Origin of the sequence: Rhizobium sp. CB3171 (assembly GCF_029714265.1) — a bacterium.
Classification (GTDB): Bacteria; Pseudomonadota; Alphaproteobacteria; order Rhizobiales; family Rhizobiaceae; genus Rhizobium.
Genome location: NZ_CP121653.1, coordinates 2,304,098 through 2,324,793, shown reverse-complemented (window position 1 = coordinate 2,324,793; position 20,696 = coordinate 2,304,098). Strand labels below are relative to the sequence as shown.

At 60.7% G+C, this 20,696-nt stretch carries 7 protein-coding genes and 1 pseudogene; 1 reads left to right on the top strand and 7 read right to left on the bottom strand.

Annotated features, from left to right (window positions below; translation table 11 throughout):
* Window positions 1-6 precede the first annotated feature (6 nt).
* The 5 genes and pseudogenes from QA648_RS29755 to QA648_RS29735 form a co-directional block, all read right to left on the bottom strand.
* A complete protein-coding gene (locus QA648_RS29755; RefSeq protein WP_283052517.1) occupies window positions 7-2,298 on the bottom strand; it encodes a transglycosylase domain-containing protein in 2,292 nt (763 codons plus the stop codon).
* A gap of 49 nt (window positions 2,299-2,347) precedes the next feature.
* Window positions 2,348-8,317, bottom strand: coding sequence for an MG2 domain-containing protein (locus QA648_RS29750; protein WP_283052515.1), 5,970 nt, complete (start codon window positions 8,315-8,317; stop codon window positions 2,348-2,350).
* 7 nt (window positions 8,318-8,324) lie between these two features.
* Window positions 8,325-13,967, bottom strand: a complete 5,643-nt coding sequence (locus tag QA648_RS29745) for a lysozyme inhibitor LprI family protein (protein WP_283052513.1) — start codon at window positions 13,965-13,967, stop codon at window positions 8,325-8,327.
* Window positions 13,968-14,275: 308 nt separating this feature from the next.
* The gene (locus tag QA648_RS29740) at window positions 14,276-15,166 is read right to left on the bottom strand and encodes a hypothetical protein (RefSeq protein WP_283052511.1); all 891 of its coding nucleotides are present in this window, start codon (window positions 15,164-15,166) and stop codon (window positions 14,276-14,278) included.
* Window positions 15,163-16,841 (bottom strand): annotated as a pseudogene (locus QA648_RS29735) (molecular chaperone HscC). The gene QA648_RS29740 and the pseudogene QA648_RS29735 overlap by 4 nt, the downstream one beginning before the upstream one ends.
* Window positions 16,842-17,361: 520 nt before the next feature.
* Here QA648_RS29735 and QA648_RS29730 point away from each other — a divergent pair.
* On the top strand, window positions 17,362-19,524 hold the full coding sequence (locus QA648_RS29730; RefSeq protein WP_104827562.1) for an adenylate/guanylate cyclase domain-containing protein: 2,163 nt from the start codon (window positions 17,362-17,364) through the stop codon (window positions 19,522-19,524).
* Between the two features lie 14 nt (window positions 19,525-19,538).
* Here QA648_RS29730 and QA648_RS29725 read toward each other — a convergent pair whose 3' ends face one another.
* A complete protein-coding gene (locus QA648_RS29725) occupies window positions 19,539-19,997 on the bottom strand; it encodes a YHS domain-containing (seleno)protein (RefSeq protein WP_199773670.1) in 459 nt (152 codons plus the stop codon).
* Between the two features lie 58 nt (window positions 19,998-20,055).
* Window positions 20,056-20,649, bottom strand: a complete 594-nt coding sequence (locus QA648_RS29720) for an ankyrin repeat domain-containing protein (RefSeq protein WP_283052508.1) — start codon at window positions 20,647-20,649, stop codon at window positions 20,056-20,058.
* Window positions 20,650-20,696: the final 47 nt, after the last annotated feature.

Below are 20,696 nucleotides of genomic sequence, written 5' to 3'. Positions count from 1 at the left end.
CCGGTCTCATTGCACATACCCGGGTACCACGGCAGAGGTTTCGTCGCGGTAGGGCAGGCGGATTTGGAAGCGGTGTTCGCCGCTCTGGATGGGCCAGAAGACAGGCCGGTCGGGGTCGGTGACGGCGAAGGGCTGGCCGTCGACATACCAGACGATTTGCGGCACATGCGGCTGGACATCGGCCTTCAGAGGCAGACGGTCGAAGGCGGCGGGCTGTTCCGGATTGCGCCAAATCTGACTGTTGCGCGCAGGTGTTGATATGGCGAGATGGATCTGCGGGTTGGAGGCATCGGCACCGGCGAGTGAATAGCTCTGGCTCCTCCCGGCTGCTGCACTGATCGGCAAAGACTTGAGGTTGGCGTCCGGACGAAACGATAGCGCAGCCACCTTTGGCATCTCATCAGGCTTAAGCCATTCCACCAGCGTCTGGCTGCAGGTGTTGTCATTTGACTGTCCATTGACGACGCAAACCTCCATCGGTTTGCGGTCCGGCGGCGTCGGAAAGCGCGCATCGGCGATGTCTCCGGGCTTGTTGCCATGAACCCGGTCGATGATCGCGTGCACGAGGCGGGCGGCACTTCCGGCGCCGGTCATCCGGCTCATGGTGCCGGCATCACCGCGGCCGATCCAGACGCCGACGATGACTTTTTCGGAATAGGCCATGGCCCAGGCATCGCGGTAGCCTTGGGAGGTGCCGGTCTTGATCGCGACGGGGAAAGGATATTCCAGCGTGCCATAGCGGTGGAAGCTCGGCAGCCGGGCCTGCGGATCGGAGAGGAAGGACGTGATCAACCGGGCCGTATCGAGCGAAATGATCCGTATGGATTGAGCTTGCGGCTGCTCGCGCGCCCAGCGCAGATCCTGCAATTGGCCGTCATTGGCCAGCGCGCCATAGGCCCGCATCAGCCTGTCCAGGCGTGTCGGCAGGGAGCCGATCGCCATCGACAGGCCGAAATGATCGGCTGGGGTTTCCAGGTCGTGCAGGCCGAGATCACGCAAAAAGCGGAATGTCGTCTCAAGACCGATGCTGCGCAGCAGATTGGTGGCGGGCACATTGCGCGAATTGGCCAGTGCCTGGCGCGGCAGCATTGGCCCAAGGAATTCGCGGTCGGCATCGCCGATGCCCGACGCGCCTTCCGGCAAATCGAGCAACATGTTGGTCGGCTTCAGCACGCCGCGTTCGAAGGCCAGCGCATAAATGAACGGCTTGAGTGTCGAGCCGGGCGATCGCTGTGTCCGCGTGTAGTCGAACGCGCCGGCATGCCTGCCGTAATAACTACCAGAACCCACCTGGGCAAGGACCTCGCCCGTTTGACGCGACACCACCATGACGCCGACTTGCTGCGCGCCTGCGGAGCGCCATCCATCGAGATATTGGCGTGCGAGAGCGGTAACGTCTGTCTGCAGCGCAAGGTCGATGGTCGTGTGGATCAGCGGCGTATTTGCGGAGGCTGCTGCTACCTGGCCGTTCTCGATGAGGTCGTGATAGCGCAATATGAGATGCAGAGCATCCGGGCGGCGCGGCAGGTCGGGCATGCGCATGTCAGCGAGCTGGCGATGGGCGATTTCTGCCTCGTCGGCATTGATGATCTTCTGCTGCGCCAGCGTGTTCAGCATTTGGTGGCCGCGCTGAATCGCCCGGCGCAAGCCTTCCGGCCGCAGCGGGTTCATCCGGGTCGGTGATTGCGGGATGGCTGATAGCAGTGCGATCTCAGCCCAGGAAAGATCGGCCACCGGCTTGTCGAAATAGAGCCGTGCCGCATGGGCGATGCCGTGGCTGCCATTGCCGTAGGGTGCCAGCCGTAAGTATTGCGCCAGCATCGCCTCGCGGCCGTAGCGCAGGGTCAGCAACACACCGGTGCCGGCCTCGAGGATCTTGTGCATGAAGGTGCGCGATTCCGGCCGCTGCATCCGCGCCACTTGCATGGCAATGGTCGAGGCGCCCGAGCGGCGTCCCATGCCCTCAAGATTTTGCCAGGCGGCGCGGCCGATGGCATAGGGATCGGCACCAGCATGCTCGTAGAACCGCCTGTCCTCGAGTGCAAGCGTTGCCTTCACGACGCGGTCAGGCAGTTGCTCCAACGGCCAATAGCCATAATCGATGCGCCCGCTCTCCTTGTCGGCATGGCCGATCTGGGCGAGGAACGCGCCGCCGCGATCATAAAGTATCGGTGTCGGGGCGGGTGCATCCAGGTGAGCGCGCTGATTGATGAGACAGGCAAAGACCGAGGCACCAGCTGCGAGGATCAGCAGGGGGAAAAGAACGAGCTTCGATCGGCGGCTTCCCAAAAATGTCATTGCCTGGTTGCCTGGCTCCTCGCTTGATATCCGTCCTACTTGGGGCGGCTTACTTCGCCACCACGATCTGCACGGCTGCGCTCATCCCCTGCACACCCTTCTGGTACATGGTTTCGGCGAAGGCCTGCGGCTGCGTATACGAGCCGGCGATCAAGGCGCGCGTCCGGTAGGCAAAGGTATAGTTACCCTTCGGAAGTCTGTCGGAAGCGCAGAATACTTGGTCGTCGCCATAGGAAACCCAATCGGTCGGCAAGGTCGACGCTATTGCCGGCGTGGCTTCTGCCGGGGCGGTGGCGATATTGGGGTTCAGAGGATCGAGCCCCGCCGCTAGCGGCAGAGTGAGAGCCACATGGGTCCGATCTTCGGATACGATCAGTTCGACCCTCTCTTCCAGGACATCGCCGACCTTGAGCTGGATGGCACCGTTGGCATCGGGGGCCAGCTTTTCCAGCGGTGCGTTGCCTGCGGGGACGCGGTAGAGCGTGCGCGTAAGGGCAAAGCCCTGGCTCTGGGCCTGCGCCTTATAGCCGGCTTCGGCCGACAGATAACTGGTTTCCACCAGCGCGAGGGCAGATGTAGACCCGGTGTTGCTGATGGTGATTGCGCCCGGATCCAGCGTGACCTGACGCAGCACGGGTGTATTGGCGTCCAGCGTCAGCGTTTGGACGCTGCCGTTCTGACTAAGCGTCAACGGCAACGGCGTCGTCGGCCGTTGCCAAGCGGTTGAAAGTGCTCGGATTGCCGCCGAAGTGGCGTTGGTCGAGCCCCAGCCGTCACCTTCGCCCAATCGCAACAGGGCGGTTTTCAAGGCGGGATAGCGCGGATCCGTTTCCGAGGTCAAAGCCGCCGCGCGCACCATTTCGGCCAGGCTGCGGGTTTCCGAAGGCAGGATAATGGGATTGCCCCCATCCTGTGCCTGCCCATTGTAAACCAACTGGCCATCGCGAGAGAGGATGCGTACGCGCGACCACATGGCGTCGGCCAAACCGCCGACAAGGCGTGGGTCGGCATCCGGCACGGCGGCGGCCGCCGTCGTCATTCGGGCAACGCTGACATTCGGCATCAGGGCAGCCGAACGGGCCAGTTCCGCCGTATAGGCAGGGTCGAGCTTGCCGCCTTCGGCGAGCGCCGTCAGAGCCTCGACCTGTTCGCGAATCTCGTCGCCGGTGAGCAGATGCGGATAATCCGAGCGCAGCGATAGTTTCAGCACGCTCGCGAGGCGGTCGGTCAGCGCCTTGTCGGTGGGCTCGCCTGCCTTCTCGGCTGCGACCAGGAACGAATAGGCCCAGGCTGTCAGCGAGACATTGCCCTTGCTGTGCGGCCAGAAGCCTACAAGGCCATCGGCATCGACCGCCTGGCTGATGGCCAACACCGTGTTGTGCACGTCGCCGTCGATGCGCTTGTCAAGCTTCGCCGCCGCCAGAATGGGTTCGAAACTTTTGAAGGTCACGCCGGAGGAGGCCAAGGAGATCCGTTGTTCGGTGGAGCCGTAAGGGGATTCCACCAGAGTGTTGAGCCCGGCGACCAGCTTGACCAATGCCGGATCGGAAGCGAGCGTGATCGCGCGCTGAAACGATCCGGGGCGGACGTTTTCCTGCGGCGTCGACAGCGTCTTCGAACCGCCGGCCGGGATTTCGACGATCTCGTAATGCTTGATCGGCACGCGGTCGAATTTCAACGGCAGCGCAATTTCGACGGCATCCCGGGCATGATCGGCCACGCGCTCGACTCCGAAACGCAGCCGTACGTCGTCCTTGCCGGGCCTTGGCTCCGGCACCGATGCGAGAACGCCGATATGAGCCGGCTTGTTCTGTTCCCAGTTAAATGAGAAATCCTTATTGCCCTCCAATGTCAGTCCATCGGAAACGATGGATGCCGCGCCAGCGCCGCCACCGCCCTCGACGACACGGGCAATGACGCCTGCTTCGAATTGGTCTCCATACCGGAGGAAGCGGGGCAGTGCGGGTTGGGCCACTATTTCCTGCCGGATCAGCATCTCGCCCGTACCGTAGCCGAAGCGGTCGGGACCGCTGACGGCCTTGGCGCGCAGCTTGAAGACGGTCAGTGAGTCCGGCAGCTTCACCTTGATCTTGGCGGTGCCATCCGGACCGACCTTTACGTCGGGAAGATAGATCGGCACCGGCGTAAAATTCTTGCGGACGGAAATATTGTTGTCCGTGCCCCAGTCTTCGCGCTCGTCGCCGCCCGGCACTTCGTCCAGAGGAATGATGCCAAAGGCCATATTGCGGGTATCGCGCAGCGCCATGGTGGATTGGCGCTTGACGATGAAATTCGGCAGCGGGTCCAGCGGTTGTTCGGTTGCAAGCGACAGCACGGCTTGGTCGACCATCCAGAAGGTGGCATCGCCAGCGATCGGCTGGCCCGTGTCGTCGGCCAGATGCAGCGTGACCTCCACTTCATCGCCGGGGCGGGCCTTCTTTGGATAATCCATGGTAACGGTGACGGTGTTCTTCACCGGCTTCACCGTCACCGTCTTCGTCGCGGCGATCGTCACAGGCTTGCCCTGGTCGAAGGGTGCGTTCGGCGAGGGGATGCTGGTCTCCAGCCGGCCGCGCATGATGAGAAAGTGCACGGGAATTTCCGGCATATATTCCTTGCGGACGGGCAGCGCATAATGGCCGTATCCATCGGCGATATCGACCCAGTCATAGCGGAACTTTCCCTCGGGCTCTTCGACGACGGCTAGGGCGCGCGCTGTCTGGAAGGGGGATTGGATCAGCAGGTTGGCGGTTTCGCCGGGAATGTAGCTGTCCTTGTCCGTGGTGACGACCGCGGTGCGAGCGGGCGCCTGAGCCCAGGTGACCGGCGTGGTGCCGCCGACGAAGAAGTCGACGCTGACCTGCTGGCGGCGACCGATACGGTCGCTGGCTTCGAGCTGAATGATATAGACGCCCGCATCCTTCGCCTCGAGCGCCAGGGTCTGGATGTCCTTCGTGCTGGTGATCTTGCGCTCCAGGACGGTCTCATCCATTTCCTGCGTGACGTATTTCGCCGAGCCCTGGCTGAAGTCGCTCGCCTGCAGCGTCGACGTCCAGTTGCGATGGATCAGGCGCGCCGTCATCTCCAGCCCGGCGACGGGATCGCCATTGCCATCGACAGCAAGAATCTCAGGCTCGATGGCACCGGGCTTTGGCACATAGCGTGGCACCTTGAGACCAAGCACGAAGGGCGGGACGGCATAGACGTTGGTGATGCTGCGGACCTGCAGATCGTCGTCGCCGGTAACGGTCGCCTCAATCATGTAGCGGCGCGGTTGGGCCGTAGGCTCGATCGTCGTGTCGAAGCTGATGCGCGAGGCACCGCCGGCATCCGTGCTGCCATCTCGCTCAAGCGCCGGCGAGGATTTGAATTCATCGCCGCCGGAATAGCGGGAATCCGTCGAAAACAGGAAGCCTTCATGGCCCGGCGGCGTCCAATTGTAAGGATACTGCACGGCTCGCCAGCGAATGGGGCGATCTGCCAGCAGACCGCCGGCAAAATAACGCGCGATCAGGTCAACGTTGAAGGAGGAATCGAGCGGCACCGTTTGCGGATTGTTGAGCACGACTTCAAACGTCGGCAGGCGATAGGCTTCCTTCTTGAAGGAGATACTGCCGCATTGGGTCATGTTGTCAGCCGCGTCATCGGCACTATCGGCGGTCTGCGCAGAATCGGCTTGAGCGTCGTCTGCCTGACCATCATCTGCGTTGCTGTCGCTTGGTTGATCGTCTGCATTTTCGTCGTCATTACCGGATTTTTGCTCCGGTTGCGCCTGGTCCGTGGCCTGCGCCGTGTCACTCGGTTCGAAGTGCACTTTGTAGTCACCGGTCGCCGGCGTCTCGGCGTCGAATTTGTGGTAGAAGTCACCGAAGGCGTCCAGCTTTACGGGTACGCGCCATTCCTGCTTGTCGGGGCCGGTGATCACGATCTGCCCGCCTTGTGTCGGCAGCGTCAGGTGGCCGCCGAGATAGCTGCGGACATATCCCTTGATATGAACCGGTTCCTCTGGTCGGTAGATCGGCCGCTCTGTGAAGACGTGGCATAGGGTGCGGGCCTGCTCGGCGCGATTTTCCTCTGGATTGGTGGTCCAATCCAGCCAGGAGGTCGACGGCTTGGTCCAATTATCCTGGGCATATTGGGCTGGCGCGTTATCGGGGTCGATGACGAGAGTATCGAGCCCCTTCGTCACGATGACACGCCGGATCTTAGCCTCGGCGCGCTGCTGCAGCTCCCAGGAGAAGAAGCCTTGCGCGTCCGTCGTGCCGGTTGCGAGTGTGACGAACTTGCCGTCTCTCAAGCCGTCGAGCCGAATTTGTGCGCCGTCGATCGGATTGCCCTTGGCAAGAGAGGTGACGGCAAAGCGAACCCGGTCCTGCTCCTCGACCGCACTCAAGGTCAGGTCGGTGACCTGCACGCGAAGCCAATGGCGGGTCTGACTGTCTACCGCGCGCAGGCCGACGAGATAAGTCCCGGGTTGGTCCGCTCCGGCAATCCTGGCAAAAGAGGATTTCAGATCCAGGCCGAATTTGGTGTCGACGCCGCCTCTGTGAATCGGCAAGTCCATGAATTGGGAAATAGCGGGCGAACCCAGGGCCTTGACGCGTGCCTGGATCGCGTCGGCTGAGATCTCATCGCTTTCAGCCCATTTCTGCGGCTCCTTGCCAGGCAAGGGTGGTGCTTCGTCGTCGTTCGTATCGAGGCCGGCTTGCGGGAAAGGCCAAAAATCGCGGGATAGCGGATCAATCGCATGGATGCGCACATCGGCCCTGTCATAGCCGCGCCCGCGCAACGGCACGAGTTGCGGGCCAAAGCGCTCGACCACGCCCTGCGACGCGTCCCAGACAAGCGAGGCCTGTTCCGGCGCGAAGGCGAATTTCCGGCTGAAGCCGGTAGCCAGCGGTCTGCCACGGTCGTCGGTCAGGGCACCGGCGGCTACATCGAGGGTATAGATCTTGTCTGTAAGAAAGCGGCCATGGATATAAAGACGCCCGTTGCTTGCATCTGCCGTCAGATCGTCCACGGGCGGAGAAATGCGCAGCGAGTCCCGCACAGACAATTGTTCGCCAGCCACTGGATTGCTGGAAAATCGGAAGATCAACCCACGAGCTTCGCCCGATCGCGTGGCCGGTGCCGCATCGGCATCGTCGACGGGGTTGCCATTATCATCGACTGCACCGCCGGAATCGCTGACGGTGGCGTTGGACGTGCAGCGCATGATGCCATCGCTTGTGGTGGCGTCGAAGCCTCGCCCGCAATCGGAGCTGATCATGGTGAAGGGCACGGCGGTGCGCACACGCAGCTCAAAGGTCTGATCGCTGAAATCTGGCGTATCGGCAAGCTTCAGCCGCAGAATGGCGACGCGGCCATCGGGCACGCTCGCATGCAGCTTCACCATGTAGGATTGCTGGTCGCTGCGGCTGTTGCGTTCAAGCGGCTGGATATCGAAATCCTGCGCTCCCAGCATCAAACCGCCTTCGTCGCCAATGCCTGGCGCCGGCCGCAGTTCTATCGACAGAAGGCGGCTCAGCGCCGCCACATCGACGGGTTCGGCAAAGGTCAACGTGATCTGGTCAAGCTCGTTGACGGGATCACCGGCCGCGGCCGGGACAGTGGATACCGGTACCGGCAGCAGCGGTATCAATTCCGTCTCGGTACCAGCGTCCTTCTCGTGACCCAGCATTTTGATCTTGACGCGTGCGAGAGGCTGCCATTTGTCGGCGGGCCTGAATTGCAGGGCGCGCGGGCCGAGCCATTGCCAGGCACCGGCGGCCGCCGGTTCCATCGTCACAAAACGTTCGGGCGAGTCTTCCGGGCCACCGGTTGCGGGGCCGGTGTCCGTGGGAAAGAAGATCGTTACCGGATCATAGGCGCGAAGGAACTTCTCCGGCACAATCTTGACGCCGTCGGCGCGTTGCAGAACATCCAGCGTCGGCGAATTAGCGCTTTGCTGCGCGTGGCTGCTTGAGATCAGCGTTGAAGACGCAAGGGCAAGGGCAATGAGAAATACAATCTTTTTCATTGGTTTTTCACTTCAATCCCGTGGGCTTCAAACCGGCGCGCTGCAGATAATCATTGATAATTTCAGGCGGCGGACCTGCTGGCGGTGGTGACAATCCAACCACCGAGGGCCTGACGACGAGAGTCGGTGCGTCGGCCGGTGCACGCGCTTCCAGGAGGTAATAGCCTGCCGCTAGCTGCTTGAGCTGATTGACGCCTTCGCCGAGCACCTGGCCTTTGGCATCCAGCAGGTGGCCGATGGCAAGGTCCGGATCGGAACGCAGGCCGACGCCGATATTGCCGCTATTCTTGACCTCGAAGCCAAACAAGGCCGTCGCACCCGGCGCTAGCACCACCGGGGCTCCGACGCCGTCATTCACCGGGACGACCGGTGTTGCCGTCATATCCAGACTGCCCGACAAGGGGCCTTCGTGCGTGGAATAGAGCGTCAGGACCGCCTCGCCCGCCGCGAGATAGCGGTGGAATTCGGCTCCCGTCGGAAAAAGCTGCAAGTCTCGGTGACCATTTTGCTCCAATCCGACAATGACAGGGGCGTCGGTGCTGACATCAAGCACGATCGGCTGATCCGGATCGAGGCGGAAGGCCATGGCCTCGCCCTCGAGCGTTACGCTCTGCGGCGGGGTCGTCGTTTTTGGCTCGGGCTTCGGCCAGGGCGACTTGCCGCCACGCTCCAGCCACAGGGCCACAAGTCCGGCATTGTGATCGACGATCAACTGGCCGGGACCGGACACCGGGATGTGGTCGCCACGTAAGACCCGACCGTCGGCCCCGACGAAGGTGGCCGCGCCGCCGGAGACGTTCAGGACATCTCCCTTCATGGCATCAACCGCGATTTCTTCCGATCCGACCGTTCCGAAGAAGCGGCGCTTGATCTGATCGTTGCCGAGGGTAACGGCCTGCCCTGGCGACAGGCTGACGCGTGCGGAGGCTGCATCATTCGTCAGGTTGATCAGCCAGATCTCTTCGGCCGACGTCGCGATGCTGCGCGACAGGGGCGCTGCACCGGACCAGACGTTCAACAACTGAGTGGTCGAAGGGGCAGAAACAACGGCGATCCCAGGCGCCAGGTCGAGCGTGAGCCGTTTCACCCCATTCGTCAGCTTCACCGGCCGCGCGCTAAGGGCTGGAATGGTCGCCGTATAGGTGCCATTTAGCTGCACCACCTCGAGTTCCGCCGCATCGATTGGCCTAAGCCGCATCTGCAGGCTTTCGTCGCTTGCCGCGTTCCAGACACGCAGATCCCGGTTATCGGCGAGGGCGACAGCGCTGTTGAGGCTGACACCCATACCGCGTCCGGCCGTCAGTCCCGGCTGTCCAAAGGCCGAATCCGCGCGCCACAATCTTACTTTGCCTGGCATCGGAGATGTGGCGGGAACAACCGCCTGATCTCCCGGCGCAAGTGTCAGCGCGATCTCGGCATTGGTCTGTGCAGGGCTGACCTGCACATGTCCTGCTGCGCGCGAGACTAGCCATAGACGATCCGACTGCGGAGCAAACAATCCTGACGTGGCTGCCGTAAGCGGGCGATCGGCGCTTGCGCCCACAAGCAAATCCGCAGTGGCGCCGAGGTCTAGAAGGCCTGCCGATGGTGCATGCGCGAGTCCGACGTTCAGCGAAAGCCCAAGGCCGTCGATGGTGGTGGGCTCCAGAGAGACATCGCCGGGCTCATGCATATCGCGGGCGATACTGCGCGCGGCGATCTTGATGGGTGCGGTTCCGCCATCAAGGGTCCAGACCGATGCGCGCCATTGTGCTTCTTTCTCGGATGCAGGCCAGGCGATAACGGGCGAGCGGCCACGGGCAAAGGCTTGTGGCTTCCAATTGCCGTCGCCGTCCCGCTTTTCGACGGAGAGAACAAGGTCGCTGGTGGATTGAGCCGCCACCAGCGCCAGTTGGTCCTTTCCATTGGCCGGCAGGGGAAATATAAAGACGGAAGCGCCTGTGACTTCGGCTGTGCCATTCTCGGCAAGCGCTGGCTGTAGCTGCTCCTGCGGCAGGGCGAATTGAACCTCGATGTCCAAGGCATTGGCCTGATCGTCGCCTGCTGCCTCTTGGCCATCGCCGTTGGAGTCTGCTTCCGAATTGTCGGAATTGTCATCCGATTGGTTGCCCGTGCCCGCGGCTGCTGCTTGATCGAGGGCGAGTGTATAGGATCCGGCCGGTAGACGGGTCGACAGCGCGATGTTCCAGTCATCACTGCGCCCAGTCAGCCGCTCCAGGACGGTGCCATGTTCATCCTTCAGCACGCCCTTGATTTCGCTGCGGCCGAACGTACCGAGGCTGACGACACGGTCCGTCCCGACATTGAAGGAAAGCTCGGCGGGAAGGTTGGTGAAGCGCGCCTCGCCGGGCTGGAGGTCCTTGGTGTTCAGGGAAATCTGGTAATCCAATCGGTCATCGTGAGCGAGGCTCATGAGATCGATCCGATAATGTCCGGCCTTCAACTTGCCGGTGAACCGCGGAGCGGCGACAAAGCGAGCGATCTGCTCCTTATCGTCGCGAAACAGGGTGCCGATCATGCCTTCGGTCAGATCGATGCTGATATCCGCATCGGCAAGGAGATCGAAAGTCCAGCTATCGGGAACCCGCGCGTCGCTCTTGCCCTGGGGCTCGCGCCATTGAAATGCCTGGGGCTGATTGAAGGCTAGCGGGTGTGGTCCGTGGCCCTGTAGCTGCGGCGGGTCGATCACGGGCCTCAACCGCGCGACAAACCGCGTGTCGACGTCGCGCGGCAAGATCACGAGGCGGTAGTGCCCGGGCGTAAAATCCTGACTAAGGCTGGAGAGCGGGCCTGGCGGGGTGAGTGGCCAGCCCTCCTCATCCTCCAGACGAGCGGTGAGATCGCCGCCAAGGGAATAGAGATCAAGCTGATACGATCCTGCGCTCGCGATCTCGATCGGCACGATGGCGCCGCGCCCGCCGGAGAGGATTCCGCGGCTGGTGCCGTCGGCGACCAGGGTTGCGGCCGTCAAAAGCGAAGCCGGGGTAACGGCAATGCCAAGATGCCCGGAAGAATTCTGTGCGGAAACATCGACCTGATAGGTTCCTGCGCGCAGATAGGTTTGCAGTAGCGCGTTGTGGCCATCGCCATTATCGGACGCTTCCCCCAGCCCCGGCAGGAATGAGGTGCCGAGACGCAGTGACGTCTGCAAACGGCCGAGGGTTTCGACGCGATAAAGTCCCCCTTCCGTAACATCCAGCCGGTAGGTTTTCTGCGCGTTTTCGGCGAGATCGAGAAACAGGCGTTGACCGGCAATCAGCGGAGATGCGGGTGCTGGCGGCACGCTCTTCCGCGCCGCAGAGGCATCAGCCTGCCAGGTGACGACTATGGACCGGGCAGCGGCCGGAGCAGGGAAGCGCAGCGTCAACGTCCGGCCTTTTGCATCTACCCGTTGGTTGCTGGTAGCAAAAGCGACCGGCGTATTGTGCATGTCGACGGCGGCAATGGTTCCGCCGGCGGGCACATGGACGTCGATACGCAAATCCGCTGGTGATGCCGGTCGCGACAGGGCATTCGCATCATCGGAGGCGCTGCCTTTCACCTGCGGCACGGGCGCTGGGATATTCGAATTGGGCTGGTTCTGCAGGGGCTGCGGCTGAGCAGAAGCATCTGTGGGCTGCCAAAGCGCCAGTGGCCGCGCCCGCAGGTCCGCGGGCAGGGCAACGGCACGAGGCCCGGTCAGTAGGCCGGGCGCGGCATTGGTGATGATCTCATAGCGCGTGGCCTTTTCGGCTTCCCGGATGCCAAACGAAATAGTCGTGCGAGCCGGGGCGGCGGGTTGTGGCGGCGGCGCAAGGCCCGGCGTGCCGAAAGTAAGGTCGACGATGCCGGTTGCATCATTGTCGGGCAGCAGCCGCAGCAGATAGTAGCCGGCGTTTAGATCGAAACGATCGGGATTGCGGCCATCGGCGCGCGGGGCATTGCCAACCAGAATCGGGCTGATGTCGGCATGCACGGCAACGCCCGAGGTGCGGATCCCGATCTGGCCTGCTTGTGTCATCTCGAACAGCAGCGAGGTCGGCCCGCGTAAATTGAAGCGCCGCCGCCAAGCCTGACCGGGACCCAGATGAGGCGTGTCAGACGCCACGATGGTGGCTTTGCCGCTGGCATCCTGGCGCAAGAGCAGAGCCGTGGCCGGAATTTCATCGCCGCCTTCGCCAGCAACGTCGAGACTGATGAGATTGGGTACCGAGCCGTCAAATTGGGTCTGGCTGCTGAACCGAAGTCCCCGGACCTGGAAATGCTGGCCTTCATAACCGGAGACTTCGACAATGCTCGGCTGGCCGTCCGTCGATAGCGAAAGCGTGGCGGTCGGTTCACGATTCGATTTGCCGATTGCAGCACTTTGAAAGCTAGTCGCCGTGCTGGAAATCCGACCGGCCCGGAGCACCGCCGGCGCCGATTGCGGCAGCTCGAGACGGAAGGTATCGAGATCCGCCGGAGCGTCAAAGCGAACCGATCCAAAAGCCCCGATGACGCCTTCGGCAATCCCTCCGGCCAGCGACAACTGCATGCCGGTGCGGATATGGAATGGCTCAGCCATGTCCGAGTTGGTCCAGACAAGCTTCTGGCCGCCATAGGCCGTCACGAGGTAATGCCCGGGCTCGACCGTTCCCGTCAGCGTTGCCCGGGTCATGGGGAGACCCGGCTTCAGTTCAAAGATCGACATTTTCGGCGAGAGATCGACAATGTCGGTGCCGTTTCGCCACAAGCGCAGATCCTGAAGCGAGCGTCCGACCGCTTCTATATCGACGCGCCCGGATTCGGGAATGTCGATCCAGTAGGATCTTTGTTGCAGGTCGCTTAGATCGGCATGGATGGGGGTGACGGAGGTCAAAGCGGCGTCAGGCTGTTCAAGCTCCTGGTAGGCTTGTGCGGTAAGCTTGGCTTCGCCAGCGGCTCCCTTGGCTCCGAACACACGAATCTTATAGATGCCTTTGTCGAGCAGCGCATCGATCCGGCCGTCGCTGACGCCAGGTGCGCCCATGCGGTCCCCTGGTCCTGCGATCATATCGACAAGCTGGAGTGCCACACCGGACGTGCTCTGTGTGCGGATGGTGATATGGCCGGGCGTGTCGACGGTCAGCAAGGTGCTGCCATCGTGATCGGCAGGCAATTGATCCAACGCCAAATGCGGCTGCGATACGGGCCGGGGCAGGGCTTTTGTCGGCGCTGGTTGAGATGCCGCGGCAGCCGATGGCGCGGGTGTATCTTGTGTCGCCGCCGACTGTGTCGCTAGCGCTGTTGATGCAGCAGGTTCGACGCCCTGGGTAGATTCGGGAGGCTGCTGGCTTGGAGGAGCGCTCGTAGCCTTCAGCGCCGCAAGACGTGTCTGATAGCTTGTTGCCAGGCATGTCGACAGCCGGACCGGGTCGGTGTCCACACAGGATTTATTACGGTCCGCCAACCAGCGGCGCTGTTGCTGGCGCAGGTCGTTCAGTTTTGTCGGGTCTCCGCTCAGATCCATCAGCGCCTGACGATAGGCGGCCGCCAAGGCGGTATCCTGAGCAACTAGGGCTGGAGAAGCACAAATCGCCTTTTCGATAACGGTCTGTGCCTTGCTGCAATCAAAAGATTGCGCGTGGCAGACCGTCGAAAAAAGACCACAACCGAGACCAACAAGCACATGAAGGCGGGAGACGAAAGTCATGAACAACTCGTTTCTTAGGTGGCCAGCACGTTAGTCAATATGAACTATCGTTGATCAAGACAAGAGCGCCACAGCGGATGCATCAAGCTGAGAACCGCCAACGAACTAAATGTTTGATGGCGGGACTGCGATACCCTTTCCGGCTGCCCCGAAGGCGGATAATGCAAGTGGATCCGTGCGCGCTGCGGACCGGCATTCATGGCCAAAGTTGATCAATTCAACCTCTTGGCCCCTGACCGGTTTCCGGTCCCCCTGGCATCTCCGGAGTTACTGAGAAAGCGAGGGGCGCAAAGGCTTCCGGTCTCCATTCATCCAAGCTTTTGGATTAGGTACATTGCAAGGAGGGCGATGAACGGCATAAAGGGCCTGAAGTTAAATTCTCCCTTTGGCGGTGCGGCTTTCCTGATCGCCGCCGCCTGTTCAGCGCGCCGTGCCAGTTGTTCAGCCCGTCGTGCCAGACCTCGTTTACCGAGTTCATGCTGAGGACGCTGTTCCGCCCATATTTGCGAAAGACGCCATTTGAACCCATCCGCCCACTCGCGCCCAATAACCGCATAGACCTTGCGATCGTTGGCACTCCAACCGAATTCTTCATCATATGCGAGGATCAATTCTCGATCCCGCCGATGGACGGGTACATGGGGGAACCATGAGGTGCGTTCGCAATACTGTGTAATGTTGCAAAAGCTCTCGATGATCGCTGGCTCCAATAGCTCGCGCATCTGCGTCGGAAGCTCGCCGATCCGCAAAAGGAAATTGTTCCAGCCATCGAGATCGACATAGACGCTGGACATATTGTGCAGTTTTCCCAATTGGGTCTTGAGCGCCGCAAGATCGACCGTAGATGACGGCCCGCCGGGGAGGGCTTGTTCCGCCTCGATGTCATCCGTACGCTCGTCGAGCGGGGGCGGCAAAATTTTGGCGGTAACCGGGGGTCTGTCAGGCGTCGAAGCCGCAAGTATTGCTGTCGGATATGGGAGCGGTTCGACAGGTGCGAACTCGTCATGCTTCGTTCGATGCTGAGCTGTTTCGGCAAGGACAAGCGCACGGTCTCGGGCTTCGACGAGAGTCTGGAACCCGGTGGGATCCTCATCTGGTCTGATTGTCTTCAGCTTCTTGGCGTAGGCTCGACGGATAGCGGACATGTCCGCCCCCGGTTCGAGCTCAAGAACTGACCAGGGATAGCCTGTCATGGTCATTGGAATCCGCGCCCTTCAAAAGCGTCCAAGCGTTGGGAAAAGCTTTTGCGCTCCGCGTCGCCTCGCGTCCGGCTCTGGTCGAGGTCGTGTACGAACTGCAGAAGAAGCTGACGGATGAGTTCACGCGTCTCTCCGAGATGCTCGGCATACAAGCGCTCCGCTCGTGAAATCAGTGCTTGATTTGGAAGTTGGTCGCGCGGGTGAAGCTTGATCTCGGCAAGAGCGGCAAAACGCCGATCGAGCTCTGCTTCCGAAAGGCCCACATCATTGTGGAAGACCGCTCTGGCGGTCGCGCAGGTGCTGATAACCTTTGCCTCTACCTCCAAAGCACCGTTAACGTCGTAGGTGAAACGAGTTTCAATTCCCTCTGCGCCGGCCTTGTTTGGGGGCACGGTGACCTCGACCTCGCCCAAGTAGACGTTTTCGTTTGGCCGGAGGTTTTCGCCCTGATAAACTTTCAGACTGACTTGGGTCTGGTTATCGTTGACGGTCGAAAAGAAGCCAGCGCGCGACACCGGAACGACCGAGTTTCGCTGAATCAAGGGCTGCATCATCCCACGGGATCTGTCGGACAGGTCGACAACCGCAACGCCCAGAGTGTGAGGCGACACATCGGTCATAACGACGTCTTCGAGCGCAGTCGCCCGGCTTACCAAGCCTGCCTGAATCGCGCTTCCCAGCGCGACTGTCTTGTCTGGATCGATATTGACGAGGGGAAGCGCCCAAACAGGCGAGCCACAAGCGAACGCACCATCGGCATGCGTGTCGCCCCACCAACGAGAATGATGGCATCGAGCTCTGAAACCGAAACACGTGCGTCCGCGATTGCACGCTCCAATGGAGTGCGCAATCGCCGCAAAAGTGGGGCGGCCGACAGCTCGAATTCATCGCGGCCTATGCTGCCTTCGACTAGTTCGCCGTGGATCTTGAGAGAATAAGTGCCGGCAAGAGCGGATCCGAGGTCGATTTTTAGCTGCTCGCAGCTTCGTTTCAACGAGCTTCTTTCACTGGCGCTTAGCCGATCCATGTCCAAGGAATGAATACGAAGAATTTCTCTTTGGAGGACTTCCGTAAAGTCGTCACCGCCAAGTGCGGTATCGCCGGTTGTCGCCCGAACCTCCATCACCCCATCATATTTGTCGAGGACGGAGACGTCGAAGGTTCCGCCACCGAGATCGAAGACTAGAAACTTCCCTTCCGAAACCTCTGAGAAACCATAGGCAAGGGCTGCAGCCGTCGGTTCGTTGATGATCCGGCGCACCTTAAGACCGGCCAATCTGCCGGCAGCGATCGTCGCTTTGCGCTGATGTTCGTTGAAATAAGCTGGAACGGAAATGACCACCTCGGAAACTTCTTCTTTGAAGAAGGCTTCCGCATCCGCCTTCAATGACCTGAGCACGAAGGCGGACACTTCCTCTGGCCGCAAGGACAGATCGCCGAGCATGATGGCGTGGTTTGTGCCCATGAATCGCTTGAAGGAGGATATTGTCCGTTCTGGGTGGGTGATCAGGCGATCTTTCGCGGCCTTTCCGACCAACACAGCGCCATCTTCGCCCAAACCAACGACCGAAGGTGTCAGCATTTCCCCATGGATATTTGGAGCTAGTTTCGGTTCATCGCTGTCGAAGGCTGCGATAAGGGAGTTGGTCGTGCCGAGATCAATACCGTAGATCATGTGTGGTTCATTTCAAGGAAGGCGTGGTTTCGGGCCGCCGATTTTCCGACCACTTCGACCGTGGCAGCCGCATGGCACCTCTACTAAAGATCAGAAGAATATGCCAGAAATAGTTGCATTCGTGTTGAATGGTTTGTTAGTTGCTACAACTTTCGCTAAGCGGCGCGACTGCTCTCATCGCTGCCGGTTTCCATCCTGATCGCCATGACTGCAACAGCGCTAATGGATGTCCGAGTTCGGCTGGCAGGGGTGAAAGTCATTTCTTAATCTCCTGTCGGCCGCCACTCCTTTGTAGCGCCAAAACTTTTCTGCGAGCGCTTTCAGCTCTGCGGTCGCCAGGTCGCCGATTCATCGGCGGGAAATTGGAGCCTGGGTCATCTTCATCGCGAAGCATCGTGTCGTCTCGGAATAGAAGAAGCGGGGGGCCAAGTTATGCCGTAAACGACCGTGCTCCGGTGCCAGCGCGCCTAAGACCGTGGTAAGATGCTTAGCTCTCTGTATCGAAGGGGTGGGCAGAGAAATGGAGAGGCGTCTCGCCGCGATACTTTCCGCTGACGTCGTTGGCTACAGTCGCCTCATGGGAGTGGATGAGGGCGGTACGCTTGAGCGGTTGAAGGCATGCCGTCGGGACCTCATCGATTCCGCCATCAAAGAGCACCATGGCCGGATCATCAAGCTGATGGGCGACGGCGCGCTGGTCGAATTTGCTAGTGTTGTGGACGCGGTTCAATGCGCGGCCGTAATCCAGCGGAGTATGTCCAGCAGAGACCAGGGAGTTTCCGAGGAACAGCGCATTCGGTTTCGCATCGGGGTCAATCTCGGCGACATCATTGTCGAAGGCGATGACATCTATGGCGACGGCGTCAACATAGCCGCCCGCCTGCAAGGCATTGCCGAACCTGGCGGAATTTTCATATCCGGCGCCGCATTCGACCAAGTCGCACACAAGGTCGATGTCGGCTTTTCGGCGCTCGGCGAGCATCGGCTGAAGAACATAGCGGATCGGGTTCGCGTCTACCGCGTTCTGCTTGACCCAGTCCACACTGGCAAGGTCGTCTTTGCCCCTCGGGCAAAGTCGCGAGGTATGGCGCTGTTGGCTCTCGCAGCGCTATTGATCGCAACCACCGCGGCTGTCGTCGCATGGCAATGGCTTTACAAGCAACGCCCATCGATCGCAGTGCTGCCCTTTGCCAACTTGAGTGACCAAACCCAGGATTATTTCGCCGATGGTATTACCGACAACCTGATTACCGATCTCACCAGGCTGTCGAAACTTGACGTCATCTCCCAGAATTCCGTCTTTGCCTACAAGGGTAAGCCCCACGTTCTGGCAGACATACGCCGTGATCTCGGCGTGCGCTTTGTCGTGGAGGGCAGCGTGCAGCGAATTGGCGACCTGATGCGCGTCAACGCACAGCTGATCGATACTAACAGCGGCGACCATCTGTGGGCCAATCGGTTTGACCGCAGCGGGGCGGACGTGTTTGCCGTGCAGGACTCGATGAGCCGCCAGATCGCCAATGCACTCGGTCTGAAGCTGACGTCGTCCGAGGCAGAGCGAATTGCGCGTCCGCCGACCGCCAATCTCGAGGCATATGATTATTATCTGCGTGCCGAGCAGGCGGCCCGTACCGGACGTCGTTCCCTGATGCTGGAGGCATTGGCGCTGTTTGACAAGGCTGAGGCACTGGACAGCGGCTTTGCCGAAGCCTTCGCGTCCGATGCGCACGCGACGGCCTATGTCTGGCGAAGCGCGTATGATGACGTCCTCCAGAGCGCCCTGGCGCGAAAAAGGGCCTATGACAAGGCAAGTCGCGCTCTTGCCCTCGATCCTGAACTACCGTCGCCTTATGCGGTCCTCGCCATCATGCAGGTCGTGGACCGACGTTACGAGCAGGCGATCGCCTCGGCGCAGAAGGCCGTGTCGCTCGGCCCAGCCGATGCCGAAGCCCATATGGCGGTCGCATATGTTCAAATGATCTCGGGCAATCACGCCGACGCCGCTGCGGCCGTCGAGAAGGCGCTCAGGTTCGATCCGAACCTCTCCGCCATCGATCGATACACGGCTGGCATGATTTTTTATCTGCAGCGCGATTACGAGAGGGCGATAGACAATTTCAAACGCGCGGGCTACGGCTCTCAAGGCAACGGCGAGTTCGTTACACCACTCGCCATGGCCTATGTCCGTGTCGGTCGCATTGATGAGGCTCGAGCGACTGTCGCCGAAGCCGAACGTCTTCTCGGGGGGCGCGACAGCATCGCGGCCTGGCGGCTCGGCAATGCCCATTTCAGGGAAGAGGATTTGGCATTTATCCTGGACGCGCTGCGCGAGGCCGGGCTGCCGGAATGGCCGTTCGGCTTCCAGGGCGACGAGCAATATCGGTTGAAGGGTCCCGAGATCGCGGCCGCCGTCATGGGCAAACTTCTGCGGGGAAAGACCGAGCCGTCCGAGAGCCCTGCGCTCATGCAAGTCCAATTGGACGGCAAGGCCGCATTCCGCTCCGCATCCCAGATGATGACCGAGAAGGTTTCTGTCAAAGGGGACCTGCTTTGCGAGCAAAGTGAAAACGCGTTTGGCCGACCCGATTGCGGCCCGGTCTATAGACACGCAAACCCGGCCGACGAAACCAGCTATGCTTACGTGAATTCGACCAAGGTCTTCTATTTTTCGCCTGCCCAATAGAGCCTTTTTAGTGGTCAGTGATACTGATCCAGTTCGAGATCGGCCGCGACCTTCGGCCATTTGGCATCGGCCTTGGTCACAGTGTCCGCCGGATGCGCGGCAAACTCCTCCGCATACGCCTGGTCATACATCAGGTAAAGCTTGCCTTCGACAATCTTGAAGGCTTCTGGATCGATGTTGACCGTGACGGACCCGCTGCTTACCTCGCCCGCGCAATAGCCGCCGTATTGAGGCGCGTATTTAAGCGGTTCGCTCATAAACATCTCGCGATGTTTGGCACTGGCGAAATGCCACGGCGTCCCCATCCATTCGTAGGAGATTTTTTCCGAGCCTTTCGTCGCTTTGCCTTCGGTAAAGTAGGCGACCGTGTCGTATCCCATGATGGCGACACCGCCGAAGTACCCCGTGTTTACCGAGTCGTCGGCCATGGCTGGCGATCCACCGACAATGTCTGCGACAGCCAGACCGATCATTGCCAAAGAGCGACCAATGCATTGTGCCCCGTTTCCAAAGTGCATCTGCGCCTCCTGTTTATTCATGGATTTCCATGCACTTAGCGTAATTCTCCTCGCCGAGAACGCTGGCCGGAGGACATGCCACGCCATGCCGCTTGAACAGACGGACGATATCGACATTGCCTTTCCACATGGCCCTCGTGATCGGCGCGTAGCCGTGAACCTCGGCGTGGGTGACGTCAGCCCCCTTCGCAAGCAAAAACTCCGCGAGGAGGACGTGGTTCTCTTCGCCCGCAACCATGAGCGGCGTAACACCCGCTTTGTTGGACGCATCCTCGAGAATTGCTCCGTGCTCCAGGAGCAGCTTGCTGATGGGTACGCTACCCGAAAATGCCGCGGCATGAAGGGGTGTAAAGCCGCCTGCATTCCTTGCCATGACATCGGCATTTCTGCCTATCAACAGCTCGGCTACGGCAAGCTGATTTTCGAGCGCGGCGTTGATGAGTGGTGTCGCCTGGTCGTGAGTGCGGCTGTTGACATCGGCGCCCGAAGCCAAAAACTGTTCCACGGCAACGGTGTTTCCCGCTGAAACGGCATCGAACAAGGGATCGCCCGCGGCCCCCATTGTCGCTGCAAAAAACAACGCTACCGATGTAAGAAACCGGCGCATAGCTTTCACCCTAAAGTTTGTGACAGAATAGCACGCCGTCGGGGCTT